Annotated in this window: 24 protein-coding genes; 13 read left to right on the top strand and 11 right to left on the bottom strand. The window is 74.0% G+C overall.

The genetic code is table 11. The annotated features are described in order from the left end of the window. Window positions 1–192: 192 nt before the first annotated feature. The 3 genes from ACI79H_RS00830 (at window position 193) to ACI79H_RS00820 (ending at window position 3,148) form a co-directional block, all read left to right on the top strand. Window positions 193–801, top strand: coding sequence for a molybdopterin-dependent oxidoreductase (locus ACI79H_RS00830; protein WP_456552470.1), 609 nt, complete (start codon window positions 193–195; stop codon window positions 799–801). A gap of 85 nt (window positions 802–886) precedes the next feature. After that, the gene (locus tag ACI79H_RS00825) at window positions 887–1,534 is read left to right on the top strand and encodes an FAD-binding oxidoreductase (RefSeq protein ID WP_456552469.1); all 648 of its coding nucleotides are present in this window, start codon (window positions 887–889) and stop codon (window positions 1,532–1,534) included. Window positions 1,535–1,561: 27 nt separating this feature from the next. Then, window positions 1,562–3,148 carry a succinic semialdehyde dehydrogenase gene (locus ACI79H_RS00820; protein WP_456552468.1) on the top strand — a complete coding sequence of 529 codons (1,587 nt, stop codon included), beginning with the start codon at window positions 1,562–1,564 and terminating at the stop codon, window positions 3,146–3,148. Window positions 3,149–3,163: 15 nt separating this feature from the next. Here ACI79H_RS00820 and ACI79H_RS00815 read toward each other — a convergent pair whose 3' ends face one another. Beyond that, window positions 3,164–3,484: a hypothetical protein gene (locus ACI79H_RS00815; RefSeq protein WP_456552467.1), complete on the bottom strand. Its 321-nt coding sequence runs from the start codon at window positions 3,482–3,484 to the stop codon at window positions 3,164–3,166. A gap of 97 nt (window positions 3,485–3,581) precedes the next feature. Next, window positions 3,582–4,379 (bottom strand): inositol monophosphatase family protein, encoded by a 798-nt coding sequence (locus ACI79H_RS00810; protein ID WP_456552466.1) that lies wholly within the window; start codon window positions 4,377–4,379, stop codon window positions 3,582–3,584. Between the two features lie 112 nt (window positions 4,380–4,491). On the opposite strand from ACI79H_RS00810, the gene ACI79H_RS00805 reads away from it, so the two are divergent. The 3 genes from ACI79H_RS00805 to ACI79H_RS00795 are packed head-to-tail and all read left to right on the top strand — an operon-like array spanning window position 4,492 to window position 7,010. Further along, window positions 4,492–5,313, top strand: a complete 822-nt coding sequence (locus tag ACI79H_RS00805) for a formate/nitrite transporter family protein (RefSeq protein WP_456552465.1) — start codon at window positions 4,492–4,494, stop codon at window positions 5,311–5,313. A gap of 48 nt (window positions 5,314–5,361) precedes the next feature. Next, window positions 5,362–6,264: an ATP-binding cassette domain-containing protein gene (locus tag ACI79H_RS00800; protein WP_456552464.1), complete on the top strand. Its 903-nt coding sequence runs from the start codon at window positions 5,362–5,364 to the stop codon at window positions 6,262–6,264. Next, the gene (locus ACI79H_RS00795; RefSeq protein ID WP_456552463.1) at window positions 6,261–7,010 is read left to right on the top strand and encodes a hypothetical protein; all 750 of its coding nucleotides are present in this window, start codon (window positions 6,261–6,263) and stop codon (window positions 7,008–7,010) included. The genes ACI79H_RS00800 and ACI79H_RS00795 overlap by 4 nt, the downstream gene beginning before the upstream one ends. On the opposite strand, the gene ACI79H_RS00790 is transcribed toward ACI79H_RS00795, so the two are convergent. Continuing rightward, on the bottom strand, window positions 7,011–7,556 hold the full coding sequence (locus ACI79H_RS00790) for a DUF1990 family protein (RefSeq protein ID WP_456552462.1): 546 nt from the start codon (window positions 7,554–7,556) through the stop codon (window positions 7,011–7,013). An 82-nt stretch (window positions 7,557–7,638) separates the two neighbouring features. Between ACI79H_RS00790 and ACI79H_RS00785 the strand changes: the two genes are divergently transcribed. The 4 genes from ACI79H_RS00785 to ACI79H_RS00770 all read left to right on the top strand — a co-directional run bounded on the left by ACI79H_RS00785 (window position 7,639) and on the right by ACI79H_RS00770 (window position 10,136). Beyond that, a complete protein-coding gene (locus ACI79H_RS00785) occupies window positions 7,639–8,109 on the top strand; it encodes an SAM-dependent methyltransferase (RefSeq protein ID WP_456552461.1) in 471 nt (156 codons plus the stop codon). A 13-nt stretch (window positions 8,110–8,122) separates the two neighbouring features. Further along, a complete protein-coding gene (locus ACI79H_RS00780; RefSeq protein WP_456552460.1) occupies window positions 8,123–8,968 on the top strand; it encodes a HipA family kinase in 846 nt (281 codons plus the stop codon). Beyond that, window positions 8,965–9,357: a DUF3037 domain-containing protein gene (locus ACI79H_RS00775; protein WP_456552459.1), complete on the top strand. Its 393-nt coding sequence runs from the start codon at window positions 8,965–8,967 to the stop codon at window positions 9,355–9,357. Before ACI79H_RS00780 ends, ACI79H_RS00775 begins: the two co-directional genes overlap by 4 nt. Before the next feature lie 146 nt (window positions 9,358–9,503). After that, window positions 9,504–10,136 carry an Ltp family lipoprotein gene (locus ACI79H_RS00770; RefSeq protein ID WP_456552458.1) on the top strand — a complete coding sequence of 211 codons (633 nt, stop codon included), beginning with the start codon at window positions 9,504–9,506 and terminating at the stop codon, window positions 10,134–10,136. 25 nt (window positions 10,137–10,161) lie between these two features. Here the strand turns inward: ACI79H_RS00770 and ACI79H_RS00765 are convergent, their stop codons facing one another. The 7 genes from ACI79H_RS00765 to ACI79H_RS00735 form a co-directional block, all read right to left on the bottom strand. Then, window positions 10,162–10,452 (bottom strand): 4a-hydroxytetrahydrobiopterin dehydratase, encoded by a 291-nt coding sequence (locus tag ACI79H_RS00765; RefSeq protein ID WP_456552457.1) that lies wholly within the window; start codon window positions 10,450–10,452, stop codon window positions 10,162–10,164. Between the two features lie 84 nt (window positions 10,453–10,536). After that, window positions 10,537–11,247: a phosphoadenylyl-sulfate reductase gene (locus ACI79H_RS00760; protein ID WP_456552456.1), complete on the bottom strand. Its 711-nt coding sequence runs from the start codon at window positions 11,245–11,247 to the stop codon at window positions 10,537–10,539. Continuing rightward, entirely contained in the window at window positions 11,244–11,426 is a 183-nt protein-coding gene (locus tag ACI79H_RS00755; RefSeq protein WP_456552455.1) for a hypothetical protein, read from the bottom strand. Before ACI79H_RS00755 ends, ACI79H_RS00760 begins: the two co-directional genes overlap by 4 nt. Next, window positions 11,423–13,096: a nitrite/sulfite reductase gene (locus ACI79H_RS00750; RefSeq protein ID WP_456552454.1), complete on the bottom strand. Its 1,674-nt coding sequence runs from the start codon at window positions 13,094–13,096 to the stop codon at window positions 11,423–11,425. Before ACI79H_RS00750 ends, ACI79H_RS00755 begins: the two co-directional genes overlap by 4 nt. Before the next feature lie 106 nt (window positions 13,097–13,202). Further along, on the bottom strand, window positions 13,203–13,274 hold the full coding sequence (locus tag ACI79H_RS00745; protein ID WP_456553100.1) for a putative leader peptide: 72 nt from the start codon (window positions 13,272–13,274) through the stop codon (window positions 13,203–13,205). Window positions 13,275–13,335: 61 nt separating this feature from the next. Next, on the bottom strand, window positions 13,336–13,875 hold the full coding sequence (gene cysC / locus ACI79H_RS00740; RefSeq protein ID WP_456552453.1) for an adenylyl-sulfate kinase: 540 nt from the start codon (window positions 13,873–13,875) through the stop codon (window positions 13,336–13,338). 31 nt (window positions 13,876–13,906) lie between these two features. Continuing rightward, the gene (locus ACI79H_RS00735) at window positions 13,907–14,389 is read right to left on the bottom strand and encodes an RrF2 family transcriptional regulator (protein ID WP_456552452.1); all 483 of its coding nucleotides are present in this window, start codon (window positions 14,387–14,389) and stop codon (window positions 13,907–13,909) included. 27 nt (window positions 14,390–14,416) lie between these two features. Between ACI79H_RS00735 and ACI79H_RS00730 the strand changes: the two genes are divergently transcribed. After that, window positions 14,417–15,169 carry a (deoxy)nucleoside triphosphate pyrophosphohydrolase gene (locus ACI79H_RS00730; RefSeq protein ID WP_456552451.1) on the top strand — a complete coding sequence of 251 codons (753 nt, stop codon included), beginning with the start codon at window positions 14,417–14,419 and terminating at the stop codon, window positions 15,167–15,169. A gap of 163 nt (window positions 15,170–15,332) precedes the next feature. Continuing rightward, window positions 15,333–16,163 carry a DUF559 domain-containing protein gene (locus ACI79H_RS00725; protein WP_456552450.1) on the top strand — a complete coding sequence of 277 codons (831 nt, stop codon included), beginning with the start codon at window positions 15,333–15,335 and terminating at the stop codon, window positions 16,161–16,163. Between the two features lie 117 nt (window positions 16,164–16,280). On the opposite strand, the gene ACI79H_RS00720 is transcribed toward ACI79H_RS00725, so the two are convergent. Further along, window positions 16,281–16,451 (bottom strand): CsbD family protein, encoded by a 171-nt coding sequence (locus ACI79H_RS00720; RefSeq protein ID WP_456552449.1) that lies wholly within the window; start codon window positions 16,449–16,451, stop codon window positions 16,281–16,283. 288 nt (window positions 16,452–16,739) lie between these two features. On the opposite strand from ACI79H_RS00720, the gene ACI79H_RS00715 reads away from it, so the two are divergent. Beyond that, a complete protein-coding gene (locus tag ACI79H_RS00715; protein WP_456552448.1) occupies window positions 16,740–18,449 on the top strand; it encodes a peptide ABC transporter substrate-binding protein in 1,710 nt (569 codons plus the stop codon). The last annotated feature ends 51 nt before the right edge of the window (window positions 18,450–18,500 follow it).

Below are 18,500 nucleotides of genomic sequence, written 5' to 3'. Positions count from 1 at the left end.
TAGGACCTTCCCGGTCCGGCCACCACGTCACCGCGCCGTGACACACCTCTCGTAAGGGTTGCCTTACCGGGGCACACGCCGTTCACTGGCGGGTCGGGCCTGGTCCACCCGGTCGCCGGCCGCTGTTCACCGCCTCCGTCACCGGCCGATCCGGTCCGCCTGCGGCCGCCCCGGATGGGGGAGAGTGACCCCATGCCTGGACCCACCCGCGGCTTCCTGGGCCGCCGTCGCGACCGCGACCCCCGCCTGCCCCCCGGCCAGTACGACGCCGGGTCCGACTGGCCGGTGCTCACCGCCGAGCCGACGCCCCGGATCGCCCCGGAGACCTGGTCGATCACCGTCGACGGCGCGGTCGGGACGCCGACGACGTGGACCTGGGACGAGGCGCACGCCCTCCCCCGTGCGGAGTACCGCGGCGACATCCACTGCGTGACGACCTGGTCGAAGTTCGGCACCTGGTTCGCCGGGGTCAGCGTGGACACGCTGCTGGAGGCCGCCCGCCCGACCGCCGAGGCGCGCTTCGTCATGGCGACGTCCAAGACCGGCTACACCACCAACCTGCCGCTGGAGCACGTCACCGGCGGTCAGGCGTGGATCGTCTGGGAGTACGACGGCAAGCCGCTGCCGATCGAGCACGGCGGGCCGGTGCGCCTGCTCGTGCCGCACCTGTACTTCTGGAAGAGCGCGAAGTGGATCAGCAAGCTCACGCTGCTGCACCGCGACCAGCCGGGCTTCTGGGAGCAGAACGGCTACCACGACCTCGGTGACCCGTGGCGCCAGCAGCGGTACCAGGGTGATTGAGGACGGGGCCGTCCTGGGAGCGGGCGTCGCAGACGCTCCCAGCGGCGGGTGGCGGACGGCGACGGTGTCGGGGGTCCGGCGGCCGGTGCAGCGCTCGGTGCAGCTCCGGCTCGACGTCCACGACCGGGTCGACCACCTGCCCGGACAGCACTACGTGGTGCGGCTGACCGCGGAGGACGGCTACACCGCCCAGCGCTCGTACTCGGTGGCCTCGCCGCCCGGTGACCCGCTGGTCGAGCTCTTCGTCGAGCGGTTCGACGACGGCGAGGTGTCCACCTACCTGGCCGACGTCGTCGAGCCCGGCGACGAGCTCGAGGTGCGCGGCCCCATCGGCGGCTGGTTCGTGTGGGACGGCGAGACCCCCGCGCTGCTGGTGGCCGGCGGCTTCGGCGTCGTCCCGTTCGTGTCGATGCTGCGGCACGCCCGCGCGACCGGCCGGGAGGACCTGCTGCGGATCGCCGTCTCCGCCCGCACCCTGGCCGGGCTGCCCTACGCCGACGAGCTGGTCGCGGCCGGGGCGCTGGTCGTCCTCACCCGCGAGCAGTACGGCATCCGGCCCGCCGGGCGGCTGCGCGCCGAGGAGCTGCTCCCGCTGTGGGAGCCCGACCAGACCGTCTTCGTCTGCGGCTCGGCGTCGTTCGCGGAGTCGGCCACCCAGCTGCTCGTGGCGTCGGGCCGGCCGGCGGCGTCGATCCGGGTGGAGCGCTTCGGCCCCAGCGGTGGAACTGCCTGAGTCCCGCGGTCACGGTAGGAAGGCGGGATGACGACCGCCGAGCTCACCCCGACGGGCACCGCCACCTCCGGTCCGCTGGACCCCGCCCTGGTCGGCCGACTGGCCGCCCTGGTCACCGCCGCGCCCGGGCGCCCCCGCCAGGCCTCGCACGCACCGTTCGACGGGGCGCTGGTCGGCGAGGTGCCCACGTGCACCGCCGAGGACGTCGCCGAGGCGCAGCGCCGGGCGCGGGCCGCGCAGGTCGAGTGGGCGGCGCGGCCGCTGGCCGAGCGGCGCGCGGTGATGATGCGGTACCACGACCTCGTCCTGGAGCGGCAGGAGCAGATCCTCGACGTCACCCAGGTCGAGACCGGCAAGAACCGGGTCAGCGCCTTCGAGGAGCTGGCCGACGTCGCGATGACCGCGCGGTACTACGCGAACACAGCGCCGAAGCACCTGCGCCCGACCCGGCGGCAGGGGGCGCTGCCGGTGCTCACCCGCACCGTCGAGCACCACCACCCCAAGGGCCTGGTCGGCGTGATCAGCCCCTGGAACTACCCGCTGACGCTGGCGGTGTCCGATGCGATCCCCGCGCTGCTGGCCGGCAACGGCATCGTGCTCAAGCCCGACGCGCAGACGCCCTTCACCGCGCTGATCGCCGTCGAGCTCTTGTTCGAGGCAGGCCTGCCGCGGGACCTGTTCCAGGTGGTCACCGGTGCCGGCAAGGTGCTGGGCGCGCCGCTGATCGAGGGCGTCGAGTACCTGATGTTCACCGGCTCCACCGCGACCGGGCGGATCGTCGCCGAGCAGTGCGCGCGCCGGCTGATCGGCTTCTCCGCCGAGCTCGGGGGCAAGAACCCGATGATCGTGCTGGCCGACGCCGACCTGGACAAGGCCGTCGAGGGCGCGGTGCGCGCCTGCTTCTCCAACTCCGGGCAGCTGTGCATCAGCGTGGAGCGGATGTACGTCGAGGACGCCGTCTACGACCGGTTCGTGCCCGCGTTCGCCGAGCGGGTCGAGGCGATGAGGCTCGGCGCCGGCCTGGGCTGGGACGCCGACATGGGTTCGCTGGTCAGCGCCGACCAGCTCGACGTCGTCACCCGGCACGTGGACGACGCCGTGGCCAAGGGCGCGCGGGTGCTCGCGGGCGGGAAGGCGCGGCCCGACCTCGGCCCGCTGTTCTACGAGCCGACCGTGCTCGAGGGCGTGACCGACGGGATGGCGCTGGCGCGGGACGAGACCTTCGGCCCGGTGGTGGCCGTGGCGCGGGTCGCCGACGCCGAGGAGGCGGTGCGCCGGGCCAACGACACCGACTACGGCCTCAACGCCAGCATCTGGACCACCCCGGCGCGCGGCGCGGAGCTCGCCACCCGCGTGCAGGCCGGCACGGTCAACGTCAACGAGGCCTACGCCGCGGCCTGGGCCTCGCACGACGCACCCATGGGCGGGATGAAGGACTCCGGCGTCGGCCGCCGCCACGGTCGCGAGGGGATCCTCAAGTACACCGAGTCCCAGACGGTGGCCGTGCAGCGCGGGCTGCCGATCGGCCCGGTGCCCGGCCTGCCGCTGGAGAGGTACGCGTCGGTGATGACCGCCGGTCTGAAGCTGCTGAAGCGGGCGCCGTTCCTCAGGTAGGGCGTTGGGTGCCGGTCACCCGTGCACGACGAGCCCCGCCACCAGCAGCGGCAGTGACACGAGCAGGAAGACCCCGGCGGCGGTGAGCCCGTCGCCGCTGTCGGGGTCCTCGCGGTCCGGGCCCCACCCGAGGAAGGCGCGCGCCTGGGCGGTGGACGCGCGGGACACCGCGGCGCCGCCGGTCACCGCCAGGAGGCCTGCCACGGCCATCAGACCGATGCCCGCCGTCCGCCGGTAGGCGGTGTCACCGACGCCGGCCCACACGGCTGCTGCGGCCAGTCCGACGGCGGCTCCGAGCAGCAGCATGACCGACGCCTGACGCAGTGCTCGCCCCATGGCCCGATCCAACACCAGGCAGTGCCGGATCCGGCGCCGGACCGACCCGTGCCGCGGCCCTTCGCAGCCCGGGCCCGCGACGGCGGTCTCGGGTGGGTCAGCCGTCGCGCCGGAGGGCGGCGAAGTCGCGGCCGTGCGGGAGCCCGGCGACGAGCTCCAGCAGCGCGTCGTGCAGCCGGCCGTTGCTGGCCAGCACCGTGCCGTCGCCGGTCAGGACGTCGCGGCCGGACAGGTCGGTGACCCGGCCGCCGGCCTCCCCGACCAGCAGCGGCAGGACGGCGAGGTAGTCGTAGCCCATCGGCTGGCCGGCGATGACCAGCGCGTCGGCCAGCCCGGTGGCGAGGTCGACGTCGCCCTTGGTCCACGGCTGCAGGTACACCGTGCGGTGCAGCGCCAGCAGCAGCTCCTCGGACCAGGCCAGCGGGTTGAGCATCTCGACCAGTGCGCCGCGCAGCCGCTCGTGCTCGTTGACCCGCACCCGGCGCACCGGCCGGCCGGCGACGGCGTGCCAGCACCCCAGCCCGCGCCCGGCGTAGAGCACCTCGTCGCTCATCGGGTAGCCGGCGACCGCGACGGCGGGCCCCTCGGCGTCCTCCACGGCGAGCAGCACGTCGAACGTCGGCACCCGCTGGGCGAACAGGCTGGTGCCGTTGACCGGGTCGAGCACCCAGCGGCGCCCGGTCGTGCCCGCCGTGGGGCGGTCCGCGTGCCCGAGCACCGCGTCGTCCGGGTAGCGGGCGGCGATCCGCGCGCGGAGGAGCTGCTCGACCTCCACCTCGACCGGCGTCGTCGCGCCGGCGCTCCCGGCCGGTGCCGCCTCGGCGAACCGCCGGGCGGCCACCCCGCCGGCCTCCTCGACCAGCTCCACGGCGTACTCGAGCAGGTCGCGGTCCACGGACGCCGATCCTGCTGGCCCGGCGCCCGCCCGGCGACCCGACGTGTGGTGCGGGGTGGCAGGGGTAGCCGCTTCCCGCCGTGGCTCCCGCCGCGGCAGGAGAGGGGACCCCGTGGCCACCGACCAGGCACGCTCCGAGCTCGGGGAGACCGACGCGCCGGAGGAGGACGAGCTCGCCCAGGCCTTCGACCGGATCGTCAGCGAAGGCGCCCAGCGGCTGCACCGCACCTGGCGGGAGGTGCTCACCACCGGGCTGGCCGGCGGGCTCGAGGTGGGCGTCGGCGTGATCGCCCTGCTGGCCGTCTACGCCGAGACCGGGAGCCACCTGCTGGCCGGCGTGGCGTTCAGCATCGGCTTCATCGCCCTGCTGCTGGCCCGCAGCGAGCTGTTCACCGAGGGCTTCCTGGTGCCGGTGACCGCCGTCGTCTCCGGCCGGGCGGGCGCCGCCCAGCTGGCCAGGCTGTGGGCGGGTACGCTCGTGGCCAACCTGGTCGGCGGCTGGCTGGTGATGTGGGTGGTGGTCCACGCGCTGCCCGAGATCGGGGCGACGGCGGTGGAGTCCTCCCTCGCCTTCGTCGACGCGCCGCTGGACCTGCGGGCGGTCTGCCTGGCGTTCCTGGCCGGCAGCGTCATCACGCTCATGACCCGCATGCAGCACGGCGCCGACACCGAGGGCGGGAAGATCGTGGCCGCCGTGGCGGGCGCCTTCGTCCTGGCCGGCCTCGTGCTGTTCCACTCGATCCTCGACTCGCTGATCATCTTCGGCGGCATCCACGCCGGCGGGCCCGTCGGCTACGGCGACTGGCTGGCCTGGTTCTGGTACACGACCCTGCTCAACATGGCCGGCGGCCTGGGCGTGGTCACCCTGCTGCGGCTGGTGCGCAGCAAGGACCTGATCCAGCGCGAGCGGCGGGACGCCGGCGCCGGTCGGTGAGGGCGCGCCTCTTCCGCGGGAGGGGGCGCGCTGGCCATGCTGTCGCCCGTGATCGAGGTCGAGGCGCTCACCAAGGAGTACCGCTCCCGGGCCGCCGTCTCCGACCTCACCGTCACCGTCCACCCCGGTCGGGTCACCGGCTTCCTCGGGCCGAACGGCTCGGGCAAGACGACGACGATGCGCTGCGTCCTCGGGCTCACCCGTCCCACCTCCGGGGCCACGCGGGTGCTGGGCCGCCCCTACCGCGAGCTGGCGCACCCGATGCGGCGGGTGGGCGCGCTGATCGACCCGCGGGCCCGTCACCCCGGGCGCACCGCCCACGCGCACCTGCTCTCGCTGGCCCGCAGCAACGGCCTGCCCTCGTACCGGGTCGACGACGTCCTCGAGCTGGTCGGGCTGAATGCCGTCGCGCACGACCGGGTGCGCGGCTTCTCCCTCGGCATGGGTCAGCGGCTGGGCATCGCGGCGGCGCTGCTGGGCGACCCGGACGTGCTGCTGCTCGACGAGCCGGTCAACGGCCTGGACCCCGAGGGCATCCGGTGGGTGCGCGAGCTGCTGCGCGACCTCGCCGACGAGGGGCGCACGGTGCTGGTCTCCAGCCACCTGATGAGCGAGATGGAGGACACCGCCGACCACCTCGTCGTCCTGGGGCGCGGCCGGTTGCTGGCCGACGTCCCGATGGCCGACCTGCTGGGCGCGCACTCCGCCGTCCGGGTGCGCAGCCCGCAGGCGCCGGTGCTGGCCGCGGCGCTGCAGCGCGCCGGGGCGACCATCGAGCTGCAGATCGACGGCTCGCTGCACGTCGAGGGGCTGGACACCGACCAGGTCGGCGACGTCGCCTTCCTCTCCGGTGTCCGCGTGCACGAGCTGACCCGGGTCACCGCCTCGCTCGAGGCGGCCTACCTGGCGCTCACCGGCGACGAGGTTGAGTACCGGGCGGTCGCGCTGTGAGCCGGGGCATCCCGTTCTCCGCGGTGGTGAGCAGCGAGTGGACCAAGCTGTGGTCGGTGCGCTCGACCTGGTGGGCCACGGCGGTGTTCGCCGTCGTCGTGGGTGCGGGCGGGGCGCTCGCGGCGGCCGGCACCGACACCGCCGAGCGGCCCGCGGTCGCCGTCCAGACGGCGCTCGTCGGGTTCGGCGTCGGGCAGCTCGCCCTCCTCGTCGTCGGCGTGCTCACCGTGACGGCGGAGTTCGCGTCCGGCAGCGCGGTGGCCACGCTGACCGCGGTGCCGCGGCGCACGCGGCTGCTGCTGGCCAAGACCGCCGTGGTCGCCGGGTGGTGCCTGCTGCTCGGCATGGTGCTGGCCGCCGCCTGCTTCCTCGCCGCCCGCACCCTCACCGCCGTCCCCGGCGGGGTGCAGCCCGGGGACGCGGAGGTGCTGCGCACGCTCGGCCTGCAGGTCGCGGCGACCGGGCTGGTGGGGGTGCTCGGCGTGGCCCTCGGGGCGGTGCTGCGCTCCACCGCCGGCGCCGTCGGGGTGGGGACGGCGCTGGTGCTCGTGCTGCCGCCGGTGCTCGCGCTCTCCGGACCGCGGTGGGCCGAGCGGGCCAGCCAGGCGCTGCCGATGCTGCGCGTGGGGCAGGACGCCTTCTTCTCGGTGCCGACGACCTGGCCGGTCGGGATGGCCGTCGTGGCGGCCTGGGCCGGAGGCGCCTGGGTGGTGGGCGCCGTGCTGCACGAGCGGCGCGACGTCTAGCTAGCCGCGCGCGGCCCGCCCGATCGCGGCGACGTACCGGGCGGTGCCCAGCCGCTGCAGCAGCAGGCTCAGCGGGGAGGCCAGCCGGGCGGCGCGACCGGCCAGCCGGAAGAACACCCGGATCTCGTACACGACGTCGCCGCCGGGCAGCAGCCGCACGGTGAACCGCTCCTCGCCGCTCTCCGGGTGCCCGGCCAGCGTGCCGTAGGAGAAGCCGCGCTCGTCGCCCTCGGTGCGCGCCTCGACCACCCGGCACGGCAGCTCGTAGCCGAACCGCGCCGGCCCGGCGGTGAGGACGACGACGGTGCCGGGCCGCGTCGCGGGGCCGTCGGCGCGGACGACGAAGCCGACGCTGCGCTGGGCCCGCCAGTCGAAGACGGCGGCCGTGGCGCGCTCGAAGTCCGCCCGCCCCGAGCCGACCACCGACGAGTACGTCGCGCGCCGGTAACCGTCCGGCAGCCCGGCCTCACCGGTCGCGCCGACCTCGGGGTAGCTGAACGGCGCGTCGCGCAGGGACGCGGGGTCGGTCGCCCGGAACAGCCCCATCCCCACCTCCGCTCGTCGCGGCCCAGTCTCCCGCGGCGCCGGCCGGGGTCCGGCCGCGGGGCCGCCTGGCAGGCTGCCCGGCATGGAGATGACTCCCATCGGCCGCGTCGCCTCGCCGCGGACCGAGCCGCTGGACGACGACTGGGACGCGGTGACGGCGACCGTGACGCTGGACCCGGAGCGGTTCGCACCCGACGTCCTCGACGGGCTGGCCGAGTTCTCGCACGTCGAGGTGGTGTACGTGTTCGACCGCGTGGACCCCGCCGGCGTCGAGACCGGCGCGCGCCACCCGCGCGGCAACCCGGACTGGCCGCGCGTAGGCATCTTCGCGCAGCGGGCGAAGGGCCGGCCCAACCGCATCGGCGTCAGCGTGTGCCGGCTGCTCGGGGTGGAGGGGCTCACGCTGACCGTGCAGGCGCTGGACGCGATCGACGGCACGCCGGTGCTGGACGTCAAGCCGTACCTGGCCGAGTTCGGCCCGCGCGGGGAGGTCCGGCAGCCGGCCTGGTCGCACGAGCTGATGTCCGGCTACTGGCGGCGGGCGTCCCGGTAGGGTCGCCGGCACTGTGCTCGCCGCCGTCACCGCCACCCGCTACGTCACCCCGCTGCGCGAGGGTGGCTCCCTGCCGGGGCTCATGGAGGCCGACGACCTCGGCACCTACGTCGTGAAGTGGCGGGCCGCCGGGCAGGGCGTCAACGTGCTGGTGGCCGAGGTGGTCTGCGGCGAGCTGGCCCGCGCGCTCGGCCTGCCCGTGCCCGCGCTGGTCACCGTCGACGTCGCGCCGGAGCTCGCGGTGGGGGAGCCCGACCCCGAGGTGCAGGACCTGCTGCAGCGCTCGGCGGGGACCAACCTCGGCCTGGACTACCTGCCGGGGGCGCTGGACTTCGAGGCCGGTGCGGACGGCGTCGACGGCGGGCTGGCCGGCCGGGTGCTGTGGTTCGACGCGCTCATCGGCAACGTCGACCGCTCCTGGCGGAACCCGAACATGCTCTTCTGGCACGGTCGGCTCCAGCTGATCGACCACGGCGCCGCGCTGACCTTCCACCACCACTGGCCGGGCGCGCCGGCCGCCGTCGCGCGGCCCTACGACGCCTCGGCGCACGCGCTGCTCGAGTGCGCGCCCGACGTGCCGGCTGCCGACGCGGCGCTGGCGCCGCTCGTCACCCGCGAGCTGCTCGACGGTGTGCTCGCGCTGGTGCCCGACGAGTGGCTGGAGGGCGATCCGGCGGACGAGCTGCGCGCTCGCTACGCCGAGCAGCTGCTGGCGCGGCTGGCCGCGCGCGACTCCTGGCTGCCCGGGCTGGTCGCCGCCGCGGAGGCCGGGGGAGGGGGCCGCCGCCGGGCGCCGCGCGGGGAGAACCGTCCGTCCTGGCTCGGTCCACCACCGCCGGAAGGGATCACCCAGCGATGAGCCGGGAGACCTTCGAGTACGCGGTGCTGCGGGTGGTCCCGCGCGTCGAGCGGGGGGAGTTCCTCAACGCCGGGGTCCTCGTCTACTGCCGCCAGCGCGACTACCTCGGTGCGCGCATCCACCTGGACCGCGACCGGTTGCGCGCGCTGGACCCCACGGCCGACGCCGCGGCGATCGAGCGCGCGCTGCAGGCCGCCGGCGACGTGTGCGCCGCCGACCCGGGCGCCGGCGCGGCCGGCCGGGAGGCGCTGGGCTCCCGGTTCCGCTGGCTCACCGCCCCGCGGAGCACCGTCATCCAGCCCGGCCCCGTGCACACCGGGCTCACCGCGGACCCCGAGGCCGAGGCCGACCGGCTGTTCCGCCTGCTGGTCCTGCCCGTCACCGCCTGACCCTGCTTCTCCGCGGAAAGGCAGGCCGCTTCTCCGCGGAACAGCAGCCCGCCTGGTCACCGGGCCACACCTGGCCGGGTGTCCACACCACCGACGTCTGCCGCGCAATCGCTACCGTCCGGTTCCACTACTGAGCGGAGAGCGGGATGCAGCCGTACGAGAACGGGTCGTGGGACCAGCAGGAACAGGCCCTCGCCCCCAGCCCGCTGCCGTCCCGGGGGCGACGTCGGGGCCTCGCGTCGTGGGGGCTCGCCGCCGCGGCACTCCTGGTGGGCGCGAGCATCGGCTTCCTGGCCGGCCACACCGAACCCGAGGGCACTGCGGAGTACCAGGCGCTGGAGGAGCGGCTCGCGGACCGTGAGGCCGACGTCGTCGCCGCCGAGCGGGAGGCGCGGGACGCCGCCCGCGAGGCCGAGCGCGACGCGGACGAGAGCATGCGGGCGACCGAGGAGGAGATGGAGTCCCGGGCAGCCGAGCTGGACCAGCGGGAGGCCGACCTCGTGGCTCGCGAGGAGGCGCTGGCTGCACCGGCACCAGCACCCACCCCCACCCGCACCCCCGTCCCCTCGCGCACGCCGGCGCCGAATGCCGCACCCGTCCCTGCCCCGGCGCCGCAGGCCCAGCCGGAAGTCAATCCGGGCCTCGCCAACGCGCGTGGCGAGGCGCAGGCCTACCTCAGGTACTCGTCCTTCTCCCGGCAGGGCCTGATCGAGCAGTTGCAGTACGAGGGCTTCACCCCGGAGCAGGCCCAGCACGGGGCGGCCGCTGTCGGCTACTGATTGATCCGCGGCGCCCCGGCCCGGGTCAGGGCAGCAGCGCGTCGATCCGGCGGGCCAGCGCGAGGTCGAGCTCGCTCAACCCGCCCTCGGAGTGGCTGACCAGCGTCAGGTGCAGGGTGCGCCACCGGAGGTCGACGTCGGGGTGGTGGTCGAGCTCCTCGGCGACGTCGGCGATGGCCACGATCGCTGCGACGGCGTCCCGGAAGCTCGGCAGCTCGACGGTGCGCCGCAGCCCGTCGGCGTCACCGGACCACAGCGGCAGGTCGGCGAGCGCGCGAGCGACCGCGTCAGGGGCGAGGCGCGGCGGGCGGGGCATGCCGGCATTCTTCCGGTCGGGACGGCCACGGCCCAGGGGCCCGCGGCGTGCGGAGCACGTCGTGGGGAGGGGCGTGGTCCTGCGTCAGGTGTGCAGGCCGCACTCGGTCTTCGTGGAGCCCGCCCAGCGGCCGGCGCGGGGGTCCTCGCCGGGCGCGACCGGACGGGTGCAGGGCGCGCAGCCGATCGAGCCGTAGCCGAGCTCGAACAGCGGGTTCACCGGCACCTGGTGCTCGGCGATGTAGGCGTCCACGTCCGCCTGCGTCCAGGCCGCGATCGGGTTGACCTTGACCATGCCGCGCTTGGCGTCCCAGTCGACCAGCCGGGTGTCCGCGCGGGTCGCCGACTCGTCACGCCGGACGCCCGAGCCCCAGGCGGTGTAGCCCGACAGCGTCTCGGCCAGCGGCTGGACCTTCCGCAGCGAGCAGCACAGGTCCGGGTCGCGCTCGTAGAGCTTCGGGCCGAAGGAGAGCTCCTGCTCCGCGGGGGTCTGCGGCGCGGTCACGTTGACCAGCGTCACCGGCAGCACGCCGGTGATCCAGTCACGGGTGCCGATCGTCTCGGCGAAGTGGAAGCCGGTGTCCAGGAAGATGACGTGCACGCCGGGGATGGCGCGGCTGGCCAGGTGCGCCAGCAGGCCGTCGGCCATCGACGAGGTGATGGCGAACCGGTCGCCGAAGGTCTCACCGGCCCACTGCAGCGCGGCCAGCGCCTGCTCGACCGGGTCGGCGATCGCGCCGAAGCGCGCGTCGGCCTCGGCGGCCAGTTCCGGTGTGGCTGCGATGGCGGTCGTCATCCCTGCTGCACTCCCGTTCCGATCAGGCGGACGGAGAACGCCCGCAGGCAGGCGCTGCACCGCCAGCCCGAGGCCGTGTCGCCCTCGTACGGGGAGAGGTCCTCGTCCCCGCAGTACGGGCAGTGGAACACCGGCAGCTGCCGGGTCCTTCCCGCGCCCGCGTCCGCCTCGTCGCTCACAGCAGCCAGGCCTCCTCGGCCCGTGAGACGTAGTGGGCGAAGGACTCGCCCTCGGTGCGGCGCTCCAGGAAGCCGCGCAGCACCCGCTCGCAGTAGTCGGCGGTCTCGGCCTTGGTCACCTTGTGGCCGCGGAACTTGCGGCCGAAGGTCGCCTCGACGCCGAGGTGGCCGCCCAGGTGCACCTGGAAGCCCTCGACCATCTCGCCGTTGTCGTCCTTGACCATCGAGCCCTTGAAGCCGATGTCGGCGGTCTGGAACCGGGCGCAGCTGTTCGGGCAGCCGTTGACGTTGATGCCGATCGGCACGTCGAAGTCCGGCAGCCGCTTCTCCAGCTCCGCGTAGAGGTCCTGCGCGTGCTGCTTGGTCTCGACGATCGCCAGCTTGCAGAACTCCAGACCGGTGCAGGCCATGGTGCCGCGGCGGAACGCGCTGGGCCGCACCTGCAGGTCGTGCTCCGCGAGGGCGGCGATCAGCGCCTCCACCTTCTCGTCGGGCACGTCGAGGATGACCAGCTTCTGCTGCGTCGTCGTCCGGATGCGGCCCTGGCCGTACTCGTCGGCCAGGTCGGCGATGGTGGTGAGCAGCGAGCCGCTGATCCGGCCGGTGCGCAGCGCGAAGCCGACGGCGTTGGCGCCGTCCTTCTGCCGCGAGACGCCGACGTGGTCGCGCTGGTCGTGCTTGGCCGGCGCGGGCGCCGGGCCGTCGGGCAGCGCGCGGTGCAGGTACTCGTCCTGCAGCACCTGGCGGAACTTCTCCGGGCCCCAGTCGGCCATGAGGAACTTGATCCGGGCGCGGTTGCGCTGGCGGCGGTAGCCGTAGTCGCGGAACACCGAGGTGCAGGCCGCCCAGACCTCGGTGACCTCCTCGGGCCGCACGAAGACGCCGACCCGCTGGGCGAACATCGGGTTGGTGGACAGGCCGCCGCCGACCCAGAGGTCGTAGCCGGCCTCGCCGGCCTCGTTCACGACGCCCACGAGCGAGACGTCGTCGATCTCGGGCTCGGTGCAGTGGTCGACGCAGCCGGACATCGACGTCTTCCACTTGCGCGGCAGGTTGCTGAACTCCGGGCTGCCGACGTACTTCTCGACGGTCTGCGCGATGACGTCGGTGGCGTCGAGGACCTCGTCCTCGAGGATCCCGGCGAGCGGGCAGCCGAGCATGACGCGCGGCACGTCGCCGCAGGCCTCCATGGTGCTCAGGCCCACCGACTCCAGACGCCGCCAGATCTCCGGCACGTCCTCGATGCGGATCCAGTGGTACTGCACGTTCTGCCGGTCGGTGACGTCGGCGACGTCGCGGCCGAACTCGGTGCTGATGCCGCCGATGACCCGCAAGGCGTCGCTGCTGAGCTGACCGCTGTCGATGCGGACCCGCATCATGAAGTACGAGTCCTCGAGCTCCTCGGGTTCCAGCACGGCGGTCTTGCCGCCGGGGATGCCCTGGGCGCGCTGCGTGTAGAGGCCCATCCAGCGCATCCGGCCGCGGAGGTCACCGGGGTCGATGCCCGCGAAGCCGGTCTTCGAGTAGATGTCGAGGATGCGCTGCTGCACCTCGAGACCGTCGGAGTCCTTCTTCATCCGCTCGTTGGGGTTGAGCGGCTCCCGGTAGCCCAGAGCCCACTGGCCCTCGCCGCGCTTGGGGCGGTTGCTCGTGCGGGTGGGGGTCGTCACGTCTCGGTACTTCTTCCTGCGCCTGCTCCCGGCACGGCGGCCGGCCGTGGTCGGGGAGAGCGCTGCCGGTTCGGTGCGCAGAGATGCTGCGCGGGAGGGGCCTGGGTCAGCGCGAGGCGGAACAGGTGGCGCTGGAGACGCGCGCGAGATCGACGTGCAGGCGCGCGACGAGGAGCACTCCGCCGCCATTCACGCCTGTGATGGTGCCACAGCTCACCGACCGGTAGGCGTGGAGCGCCTCACATCCCGCCGTCCATGGCGGCGCGGATGCGGGCCACCGACTCGGCCAGCGGGGTCACCGAGGTGTCGACGACGACCTCCGGCGCCACCGGGGGCTCGTAGGGGTCGCTGACGCCGGTGAACACCGGGATCTCGCCGGATCGCGCCTTGGCGTAGAGACCCTTGACGTCGCGCTCCTCGCACACCTCCAGCGGCGTGGATAGGTGCACCAGGACGAAGCGGCCGTGCTGCTCGACCAGGGCCCGGGCCTGCTCGCGCGCCTCTTCGTACGGCGCGATCGCGGCGACGACGACCGTGCCGCCGTGCTTGACCACCTCGCCGGCGACCCAGCCGATGCGGCGGATGTTGAGGTCGCGGTGCTCCTTGCTGAAGTCCAGCTCGCTGGAGAGGTGGGTGCGGACGACGTCGCCGTCGAGCACGGTGACCGGGCGCCCCTCGCCCTCCAGCCCGGCGACCAGCGCATCGGCGATCGTGGACTTGCCGGCGCCGGAGAGGCCGGTCAGGAAGACGGTGACGCCGGGACGCGGAGCTGCGGGCATGGCGCCAGTGTCGCGCACCGCGTCGGAGGGCTCAGCCGCCGGTGGAGCTGCCGAACGACCGCCAGGCCTCGTCCATGGCGACCAGCTCGGCCGCGTGGGCGGGCAGCTCGCCGCTGACGACGTCGGCGACGGTGACCCCCTCGAGCACCCGGCGGTAGGCCTCGCGTGCGGCGACCCAGACCTTCGCCAGCTCGGCGGCGGCACCGGGGTAGGTCACGTCCTCCGGGCGCTGGCCGTGGACCTCGGCGAGGAAGCCCTGCTCGATGCGCATGACCCGCGCGATCGAGATCTCCGCCGCCGGCAGCGCCAGGCGGTAGCCGCCGTCCCGGCCGCGCTGGCTGGTCACGAGCCGGGCCCGCTGCAGGTCGGTGAGGATGGCCTGGAGGAAGCGGCTGGGGATCCCCTGGGCGGTGGCGATGGCGTCGGCGGTCATCGAGTCCGGCGCGGCGGCGGCCAGCTCGACGACGGCTCGGAGGGCGTAGTCGACCCGGGCGTTGATGCGCACGGGGGTCATCCTGCCGTGGTCTGCCAGAGTGGCTGCGTGCTGCGCCTGCGTTTCACCACCTTGGTGGAGGCGCCGCTGACCGTCGCGTTCGACGTCGCCCGCGCCCTCGGCCGCCCGTGGCCGGCGCCGCTGGAGGAGGTGGCGTCGGTCCGGCCGTTCTCCGACCTCTACGCCGCGGCGCCCTCCGCCCCGCGCCCGGTCACCCACTCGCGCCGGTTCACCGCCACCGCCGACGGCACGCTGGTCGACGAGCGGATCGAGGTGGGCGGCGGCCGGCCCGGCCCGCTCGGCCGGCTGGCCGACCGGCGGCTGCGCCGTCGGCTGGAGCGGGCCATGACCGCGCACCTGGACGGGTACGCCGCCGCGGCGGCCGCCCGCGCGGAGGACGTCGTCCAGGTGGTGGGCGCGGCGCTGGTCGACGGCGACCGCGTGCTGGTCGCCCAGCGGTCCGGCGGGCCCTACGACGGCTGCTGGGAGTTCCCCGGCGGCAAGGTCGAGCCGGGCGAGAGCGATCTCGCGGCCCTGGTGCGCGAGTGCGCGGAGGAGCTCGGCGTCGTCATCGAGCCGGGCGAGTTCCTCGGCGAGGTGCCGCTCGACGGCGTCGTCGCCGGTGGGCCTCGGGGTGCCTCGACCATGCGGGTGTGGTCGGCGCGCGTGGTGTCGGGGGAGCCGGCCGCCCACGAGCACGCCGCGCTGCGCTGGGTCGGGGCCGACGAGCTGGACGACGTCGAGTGGATCGCCGCCGACCGGCCGCTCCTCCCCGCCGTCCGCCACCTCCTGGAGGGGTAGCGCCCCGCCCTCGACCTGCTTTTCCGCGGAGAAGCGGTCCGCTTCTCCGCGGAGAAGCAGGGGCTGTGGACGACCGGAGCGGAGGGTGGACGCGGACGGCGAGCATGCCGGCATGCTTCTTCGGTCACCCGGGCTCCACGGGGTCTTCATCGGTGCGCATGCGGTGTCCGAGGGGGTCCTCACGCGGCACCAGCTGCAGAACGGTCCCTACGTCCGCGTGCTGCACGGGGTGTACGCCGATCCGTCGCTCGAGCGGGACCACGCGCTCCGTTGCCGTGCGGCGGCGCTGCTGATGCCCCGGTCGGCCGCAGTCGGTGGGCGCTCGGCAGCGGCGCTGCTCGGTGCGCCTCCGCCCACCTACGGCGATCCGGTGACGGTCGTCGTCCCGCCGGGGACGAAGTGGAGGGGGCCGGTCGGGGTGCGCGTGCACACCGCGGCTCTCGCGGACACCGACGTCCTGGTCGACCGCGAGGACCTCCGGTACACCCGGGCGGCCAGGACGGCATGGGACGTCGGCACGCTGGAGACGACCGGCACGGCGGTCGGGGTGCTGGACGCGATGGTCCGGATGCGCCTGATCGACCCCGGCTCTCTCCAGCAGATGCAGGAGCGGCCGCTCGGGAGCTGGCGCTCGACACGGGTGAGGCGGGCGTTCGCGCTCGTCGACGGGCGGAGCGAGTCGCCGCCCGAGTCCTGGGTGCGGGTCGCGTGCGCACTCGCCGGTCTGCCGGCCCCCGTCCCGCAGTTCGAGGTGGTGGACGCCGGCACCTGGCTGGCGCGCGTCGACCTCGCGTGGCCCGACCACCGACTGATCGTCGAGTACGACGGGGAGTACCACTTCGAGGGACTGCAGATCGCCAAGGACGACGTGCGGCTAGGAGCCCTGGTGGCCGCCGGCTGGCGGGTCATCCGCCTGTCGGCGGCAGACCTGCGGCACATGGACGGCGTCGTGAGCCGGATCGCTGCAGCACTCCGGACCATGCCGGTCGGCTGATGGTGCCTCGAGCTCTTCCGCGGAGAGGATCCCTGCTTCTTCGCGGAAAAGCAGGGAACAGCGGCGGAGGCCGCACCCCGGGTGGGGTGCGGCCTCCGCCGTCGCTGGTGCCGACCGTTACTTGAAGGCGTCCTTGACCTTCTCGCCGGCCTGCTTCAGGTTGCTCTTCGTCTGGTCCTTCTGGCCCGCGGCCTGGAGGTCCTTGTCGTCGGTCGCGTTGCCGAGCGCCTCCTTGGCCTTGCCGCCGAGCTCCTCGAGCTTGTTGTTGGTCTTGTCCTCGCCGCTCATCGCACGTCCTCTCTCTCGTTTGGATCGCACACGACCTACCCCGGCCCCCCTGGAGCGACACCTCGGCACCTCGTCGCACCACGCGCCCCGTGCGCCGCAAGCCGTCCGGATCCGGGCCCGGGGGACCGCAGCGCGTCCTGCCGCAGGCCAGCACCCCTGCAACGGTTGCGGCGACCGCTGTGAGACCGTGTCGGTAGGTCACAAATGGGCCACGGCGGTGGCACAGCCTGCGGGCGGCTGCCTAGCGTTGCTCCCCGTGCACGCGGGGTTCGCTCCCCGTACACGTGCGTGTCCGACCACGATCGCCAGGGCTGCAGGCACCGCCGGGCACTGGCCGACCAGTCCGAGACCCCGCGCTCGCGGGACGAGAGAGGCCTCTACGTGAAGCTCAACAAGCGCAGTTCCGCGCTCGTCGCATCCGGCCTGGCCGGCGCGATGCTGCTGTCCGCCTGCGGTGGCGGCGACGACAGCGGCACCGGCGGCGGCAGCGGCGACGGCGGTGGCACCTTCAGCCTGTTCGTCACCGAGCCGGAGAACCCGCTGGTCCCCGGCAACACCACCGAGAGCGAGGGCGACCAGGTCGTCAACTCGCTGTGGACCGGCCTGGTGAAGTTCAGCGAGGAGGGCGAGGTCGAGTACACCGGCGTCGCCGAGTCCATCGAGTCCGAGGACAACCAGAACTGGACGATCACCCTGAAGGACGGGTGGACCTTCCACGACGGCACCCCGGTCGACGCCGCGTCGTTCGTCGATGCGTGGAACTACACCGCCAACCCGCAGAACGCGCAGGACGGCGGCTCGTACCTCTCGCGCATCGCGGGCTTCGCCGAGGTCCAGGACGGCGCCGCGACCGAGCTCTCCGGCCTCGCCGTCGAGGACGACCTGACCTTCACGGTCGCGCTCGAGACGCCCTTCGCGCTCTTCCCGGCCGTCGTGGGCTACAACTCGTTCTACCCGCTGCCCGACGCCTTCTTCGAGGACCCCGAGGCCTTCGGCGCGCAGCCGATCGGCAACGGCCCCTTCCAGGCCGAGGAGGAGTGGGTCCCCGGTGAGGGCATCACCCTCACCAAGTACGAGGACTACGCCGGCGACGACGTCGCCCAGGCCGACGCCGTCGAGTACATCGTGTACGCCGACGTCGCGACCGCCTACACCGACGCCCAGGACGGCAACGTCGACATCATCGACGTCATCCCGGCCGACGTGATCGAGTCCGCCGAGAGCGAGTTCGGCGAGAACTTCATCGAGACCGAGTCCTCGCAGATCACCTACCTCGGGTTCCCGACCTACGACCCGCGCTTCTCGGACCCGCGGGTCCGCCAGGCGATCTCGATGGCCATCGACCGGGAGGCCATCTCGGAGGCCATCTTCGCCGGCACCCGCACGCCGGCCGACGCGTTCGTCGCGCCGGTCGTGGACGGCTACCGCGAGGGCGCCTGCGAGTTCTGCACGTACGACCCGGAGGCCGCCGAGCAGCTGCTGACCGAGGCCGGCTTCGACACCAGCCAGCCGGTGGACCTGTGGTTCAACGCCGGCGCCTCGCACGACGCGTGGATGGAGGCCGTGGGCAACCAGCTGCGCCAGAACCTGGGCGTGGACTTCCAGCTCCGCGGCGACCTGGACTTCGCGCAGTACCTGCCGCTCGGTGAGAGCAAGGGCTGGACCGGCCCGTTCCGCTACGGCTGGAGCTTCGACTACCCGGCCGCGGAGAGCTACCTGACCCCGCTGTTCACCGAGCAGTCGCAGCCGCCGCTGGGCTCGAACTACAGCTTCTACGCCGACCCGGAGGTCTCCAGCCTGATCGTCGAGGGTGACCAGGCCGCCGACGAGGCCGAGGCCATCGAGTTCTACAACCAGGCCGAGGACATCATCGCCGAGGCCATGCCGATGGCGCCGCTGTTCTTCACGGAGATCCAGTCGGTGCACACCGACAACGTGAGCAACGTCCGCCTGGACCTGTTCCAGCGCGTCGTCGTCGCCGAGGTCACGGTCAACTGACCTCGGCCTAGCAGGACCCGCACCACCCGCCGGGGGCGCCCGTCCACTCAG

The sequence above is a fragment of the Blastococcus sp. SYSU D01042 genome (assembly GCF_054050515.1).
This window is presented reverse-complemented; position numbering and strand designations above follow the sequence as displayed.

Bases quoted from the DNA above. Each gene is read 5' to 3' on its own strand.
- ACI79H_RS00815 (WP_456552467.1), bottom strand. From the start codon at position 3,484: ATGGGGCGAGCACTGCGTCAGGCGTCGGTCATGCTGCTGCTCGGAGCC.
- ACI79H_RS00820 (WP_456552468.1), top strand. From the start codon at position 1,562: ATGACGACCGCCGAGCTCACCCCGACGGGCACCGCCACCTCCGGTCCG.
- cysC (WP_456552453.1), bottom strand. From the start codon at position 13,875: ATGCCCGCAGCTCCGCGTCCCGGCGTCACCGTCTTCCTGACCGGCCTC.
- ACI79H_RS00830 (WP_456552470.1), top strand. From the start codon at position 193: ATGCCTGGACCCACCCGCGGCTTCCTGGGCCGCCGTCGCGACCGCGAC.
- ACI79H_RS00760 (WP_456552456.1), bottom strand. From the start codon at position 11,247: ATGACGACCGCCATCGCAGCCACACCGGAACTGGCCGCCGAGGCCGAC.
- ACI79H_RS00770 (WP_456552458.1), top strand. From the start codon at position 9,504: ATGCAGCCGTACGAGAACGGGTCGTGGGACCAGCAGGAACAGGCCCTC.
- ACI79H_RS00775 (WP_456552459.1), top strand. From the start codon at position 8,965: ATGAGCCGGGAGACCTTCGAGTACGCGGTGCTGCGGGTGGTCCCGCGC.
- ACI79H_RS00790 (WP_456552462.1), bottom strand. From the start codon at position 7,556: ATGGGGCTGTTCCGGGCGACCGACCCCGCGTCCCTGCGCGACGCGCCG.
- ACI79H_RS00720 (WP_456552449.1), bottom strand. From the start codon at position 16,451: ATGAGCGGCGAGGACAAGACCAACAACAAGCTCGAGGAGCTCGGCGGC.
- ACI79H_RS00785 (WP_456552461.1), top strand. From the start codon at position 7,639: ATGGAGATGACTCCCATCGGCCGCGTCGCCTCGCCGCGGACCGAGCCG.
- ACI79H_RS00765 (WP_456552457.1), bottom strand. From the start codon at position 10,452: ATGCCCCGCCCGCCGCGCCTCGCCCCTGACGCGGTCGCTCGCGCGCTC.
- ACI79H_RS00735 (WP_456552452.1), bottom strand. From the start codon at position 14,389: ATGACCCCCGTGCGCATCAACGCCCGGGTCGACTACGCCCTCCGAGCC.